A 5,001-nucleotide genomic window follows, 5' to 3' on the forward strand; every position below is an offset into this window, starting at 1 on the left:
GCCGGACGACCTGGCGCGGCTGGCGAAGATCCTCGCCCGCGCCGACCGCGACCTCGTCGAGACGCTGCGCGCCAGCTTGGCCGACGAGCTGCCGCTGAACCGGCGCGACGGCGGCTACGTCCGCGTCGGCTACCATCCGGAGATCGACGAGGCGCGCCTCCTCGGCAGCGACTCGCGCAAGGTCGTGGCGGCGCTCCAGGCGCGCTATGCCGAGGAGACCGGCTGCCGCACCCTGCGGATCAAGCATAACGGCCTGCTCGGCTACTTCATCGAGGTGCCGCAATCGGTCGGCGAGGCCTGCCTGAAGGGGCTGATGCGCGACTTCGTGCATCGACAGACCATGATCGACGCCATGCGCTTCACCAGCGTCGAGCTCGGCGCGCTGGAGCAGAAGATTTTTGGGGCGGCCGACCGCGCGCTCGCACTGGAAGCGTCGGTGTTCGACGACCTCTCGGCCCGCATCGTCGCGCAAGCGGAGGCGATCGGCGGCATCGCCGAGGCGTTGGCTGCGCTCGACGTGGCCGCGAGCCACGCCGAGCTCGCGGTCGAGCTGGACTGGTGCCGGCCCCAGGTCGACGCGTCGCTGAGCTTCGTCATCGCGGAGGGCCGTCACCCGGTGGTCGAGGCGGCCCTGCGCAAGTCCGGGACAGCCTTCATCGCCAACGATTGCGACCTCTCGGGGGAGGGGCGCGGCCGCATCCGGCTGATCACCGGCCCGAACATGGGCGGCAAGTCGACCTATCTCCGCCAGAACGCCCTGATCGCGGTGCTCGCGCAGGTCGGCGCCTTCGTACCGGCGCGCGAGGCCCGGATCGGCCGCGTCGACCGGCTGTTCTCCCGCGTCGGCGCCGCCGACGACCTCGCCCGCGGGCAGTCGACCTTCATGGTCGAGATGGTCGAGACCGCCGCGATCCTCAACCAGGCGACACGGCACTCTTTGGTGATCCTGGACGAGATCGGGCGAGGGACCGCGACCTATGACGGGCTCTCGATCGCCTGGGCCTGCCTGGAGCACCTGCACGAGGCGAACGCCTGCCGCGCGCTGTTCGCCACGCATTTCCACGAGCTGACCGCCCTCGGCCAGCGCCTGGCGCGGCTCGACAACGCCACCTTGAAGGTCGCCGAACACCGCGACGGCGTCGTGTTCCTGCACGAGGTCGTCCCAGGGGTGGCCGAGCGCAGCTACGGGCTGCAGGTGGCGCGCATCGCCGGCCTCCCGAGCGCCGTCGTCGCGCGGGCCGGCGCGATCCTGAAGGGGCTGGAGAAGGCCGAGCGCGAGCGCCCAAGCCGCCCGCGCATCGACGACCTGCCGTTATTCGCGAGCCTTGCGCCGCCGCCGCTTCCGGAACCGGCGATCGAGGCGGACGACAGGCTCGGCCTCCTGCTCGATGCGATCGACCCGGATGCGTTGACGCCGCGGGAGGCGATGGAGGCGCTCTATCGGCTTAAGCGCGAACGCGCGGCCGGCTGAGGCGCACTTACTCGGGTGCGCGACAGAAACCGTCCGGGCAGGGCGGGGCAGGGACACGCCCGGCGCGGCAGCCGGCGACATAGTCGAGGGTGCTCGCTACGACCCGCTCGGAATAGGGCTTGGCGATCACACCGAAGGCGCCGGCGAAATCGTCGGGGATACGCTTGGCGTTGGCGGTCATGAACACCACCGTCGTGCGCGGGTCGGCGCTGAGCGCCCGGGCGACGTCGACGCCGGTCGGCCCGTCGACGAGATGGATGTCCACCAGCGCCACGTCTGGCGCGGTAGACAGCCCCAGCGCGATCGCCTCGGCTGAGCTCGCCGCGATCCCGACCGTGACGTAGCCGAGGTCGTCGAGCAAGAATTCCAGTTCGAGGGCGATCAGCGCCTCGTCCTCGACCACGAGGATGCGCAGGGCCGGTTCGATCACGCGTCCTCCGCCAGCGGAATCGCGATCTCGACCACGGTGCCGGGTCCGCGGTCGCGCCACGTGATCGTGCCGCGCAGCTGCCGCACCACCATCTCGACGAGGTTCCGGCCGAAGCCCGCCGGGTTGACCGGGCCGGCGTCGATCCCGACGCCGTCATCCTCGATCATCAGGTGCATGCCGGTCTCGGTGCGTCGCGCGGTGATACCGATGCGGCCGACCCGGTTCTGCGGGAACGCGTGCCGGACGGCGTTGCTCGCCAACTCGTGGATCATCAGCGCGAGCGGCGCGGCCATGGCGGCGGAGACCGCGATCGAATCGATCCGCGCCTCGACCTTGGTGCGCTCGGCATCGAGCCCGGCGTTGAAGTCCGACAGGAAGTCATCGGTGAAGTCCGACAGGTTGAATTTGGTGACGTCGCCGGCCGAGTAGAGCATCCGGTGCGCGGTCGAGAGCGCGCCGATGCGCTCGGCCATGCCGGAGAGCGCGTCGCGCGCCTCGCCCTCGGGCGTGCGCCGTGCCTTCAGCAGCATCAATGACGAAATGACCTGGAGGTTGTTCTTGACCCGATGATCGACCTCGTGAAGCAGCGCGGTCTTTTGCTCGAGGGCGGCCTGCAGGTCGGCGGTGCGCTGTCCGACCTGGCGCTCCAACTCGTCGTTGGTGCCGCGCATCGCCTGCTCGACCGACCGCTTGTCGGTCATGTCGGCCTGCGCGGCGAAGAAGAATGTCACCCGCCCGTCGGCGTTCCGCACCGGGTTGACGGTCATGCTGTTCCAGAAGGCCGTGCCGTCCTTGCGATAGTTCAGCAGCTCGCACTCGATCGGCTCCGCCGCATCGAGCGCGGCGCGCAGGCGCGCGACCTCGGAGCGGTCGGTGCCCGCTCCCTGCAGCATCCGGCAATTGCGCCCCAGCAGCTCGTCGCGGCCGTACCCGGTGAGATTTAGGAACGCCTCGTTGACCCAAACGATCGGATTGTTGTCGTGGGCCGCGTTCGTGAGCAGCATCGGTGTCGGGCTCGAATCGAACGCCCGCGCGAACGTCGCCGGAGCGAGCGGGTAATCCGCCTGGTCGCTGGTCTCCATCATCCTGTAACCGATCGGTACGCGAGGAGCCTTGATGCATCGAGAGCCGCCGCGCTGGGCCCGCGCGGACGGACGGTGCGAGGAGAGCGGCTACGCTCGCCTCATCCGAACAGACCCGCGGGAGCAAGGTTCCCGATCGCCCGCGCTTGTACCCAAGCAAATGTGCGATGTCGCGTTAAGCCGACATCGACCATGATCCGTCCGCCGCCCCGCGCCCGGACGTTCCGCGACGCGTGGGCCGGCGCAAGGCTGCCACGATTCTTGCGGATCAAGGCTCACTGGCGTCAAGGAGTTCCCATTGCATGGCCACGGACACCGCACCGGACAAGCCCGCGCGACGGCTGCGGGCCAGCGACCTCGTCGAGGATCGGCGCATCGTCCTCATGCTGGCGCTCGGGTTCTCCTCCGGGCTGCCGCTGCTCCTGGTGCTCGGAACCTTCACCCTGCGGCTCGCCTTCTCGGACATCGACGTTAAGGCGATCGGCCTGTTCAGCTACGTGGCGCTGCCGTACTCCCTGAAGTTCCTCTGGGCGCCGCTGATCGACCGGATCGACGTGCCGGTGCTGAGCGCCCGCCTCGGCCGCCGACGCGCCTGGATGGTGACGACCCAGGTGGCGGTGGCGATCTGCCTCGTGCTGATGGCCTTCGCCGACCCGAAGACGAGCCTCGCGCTGCTCGGACTCGGCGCCTTCCTCGTCGCCTTCTGCGCCGCGACCCAGGACGTGGTCGTCGACGGCTGGCGCATCGACGCCGCCGGCACCGACTTCCAGGGCATCCTCGCGGCGACCTCGAACCTTGGCTACCGCCTCGGCCTGATCACGGCGGGCGCCGGCGCCCTCTTCCTCGCCTCCGACAAGGGCTGGACCTTCGCGTACCTGGCGATGGCGGCGCTGATGCTCGTCGGCCTGGTCGCGGCCCTCCTCGCCCCCGCCTTCGACCGCGGCCGGCCCGAGGTCGCGACCGTCGATGTCGCGGCGACCGCCGCGACGCCGAAGGCGGCCGGGACGCGGCTGTGGTCGGTCCGCCAGGCCGTCCTCGAGCCCCTGGTCGAGCTCCGAGAACGGATGGGGCCGGCCCTGTGGGGCGTGCTGGTCCTCGTGGCGCTCTACCGCATGCCGGATTTCGTCTCCGGCGTGATGGCGAGCCCGCTGTACCGGACGCTGGGGTTCGACCTGAAGGAGATCGCCACCGTCACCAAGCTCTACGGCATCTGGGTCGGCATCGCCGGCGGCTTCGCGGGCGGTTGGGCGATGGCGCGGTTCGGGATGTTCCCAACGCTGCTCGCCGGCGCCTTCCTCGCCGCCGCCTCGCACCTCTCCTTCGCTTGGCTGTCGACCGGCGGGCCGGAGGTCTGGCGGCTGACGGTGGCGATCTCGATCGAGAACTTCTGCGGCTCCTTCGCCGGCATCGCGCTGATCGCCTACATGTCGAGCCTGACCACCCCGGGCTACGCGGCGACGCAGTACGCGCTGTTCTCGTCCCTCTACGCGCTGCCGGGCAAGCTCGTCGCGGGCACCGCGGGCTACATCGTCGCCGCGTTCGGCTACCCGACCTTCTTCGTCATGACCTCGGCGGTCGGCATCCCGGTGGTGCTGCTCTGCCTCGCCGTCGGCCGGACCCCGAGCCGGCGGCCTGCACCCGTCGTTCCCAACAGTGCGGCGACACCCGCCGCGGCGGGGGACGGGAACCCTCCGGTCTCCGTCCCGCTTCCTACCGGTTCGCCGGGGGTGCCCTTGAGAACCCGGTCGTGAGGAGGAAAGCATGAGCGACATCGCGCTGACCGGTGAGGTCCTTCCGGCCGCCACCGAGTCCATCGAGCGTCCCTTGAGCGAGGCGGACCTCGCGGCGTTGCGCCGGTCCGTTCGCGCACTGGAGCAGCCGGGCCTCGCCGCGAGGCTCTCGGCCGCGGCCGGCGCCCCCCTCGACATGATCGGCCGGTCGCTCCCGGCCCCCGTGACCGAGGCCGTCGGACGCTCGACCGAGGCCGCGATGCGGGGCGCCCTGCGGGTCGCCCTGAA

At 70.5% G+C, this 5,001-nt stretch carries 4 protein-coding genes and 1 pseudogene; 3 read left to right on the forward strand and 2 right to left on the reverse strand.

Annotation, left to right across the window (positions count from 1 at the left end; genetic code table 11):
* Positions 1-1,471, forward strand: a 1,471-nt coding sequence (gene mutS / locus FV222_RS17120) for a DNA mismatch repair protein MutS (RefSeq protein WP_147815238.1), incomplete at its 5' end; no start/stop codon positions are given.
* Positions 1,472-1,478: 7 nt separating this feature from the next.
* Here mutS and FV222_RS17125 read toward each other — a convergent pair.
* Both FV222_RS17125 and FV222_RS17130 read right to left on the reverse strand, forming a co-directional pair.
* Positions 1,479-1,901, reverse strand: coding sequence for a response regulator (locus tag FV222_RS17125; protein WP_210246520.1), 423 nt, complete (start codon positions 1,899-1,901; stop codon positions 1,479-1,481).
* A complete protein-coding gene (locus FV222_RS17130) occupies positions 1,898-2,986 on the reverse strand; it encodes a PAS domain-containing protein (RefSeq protein WP_147754375.1) in 1,089 nt (362 codons plus the stop codon). Before FV222_RS17130 ends, FV222_RS17125 begins: the two co-directional genes overlap by 4 nt.
* Before the next feature lie 299 nt (positions 2,987-3,285).
* On the opposite strand from FV222_RS17130, the gene FV222_RS17135 reads away from it, so the two are divergent.
* Entirely contained in the window at positions 3,286-4,734 is a 1,449-nt protein-coding gene (locus tag FV222_RS17135; protein ID WP_147815240.1) for an AmpG family muropeptide MFS transporter, read from the forward strand.
* A gap of 10 nt (positions 4,735-4,744) precedes the next feature.
* Positions 4,745-5,001 (forward strand): annotated as a pseudogene (locus tag FV222_RS17140) (EcsC family protein); the annotation flags it as partial.

Origin of the sequence: Methylobacterium sp. WL103, assembly GCF_008039885.1 — a bacterium.
Taxonomy (GTDB): domain Bacteria; phylum Pseudomonadota; class Alphaproteobacteria; order Rhizobiales; family Beijerinckiaceae; genus Methylobacterium; species Methylobacterium cerastii.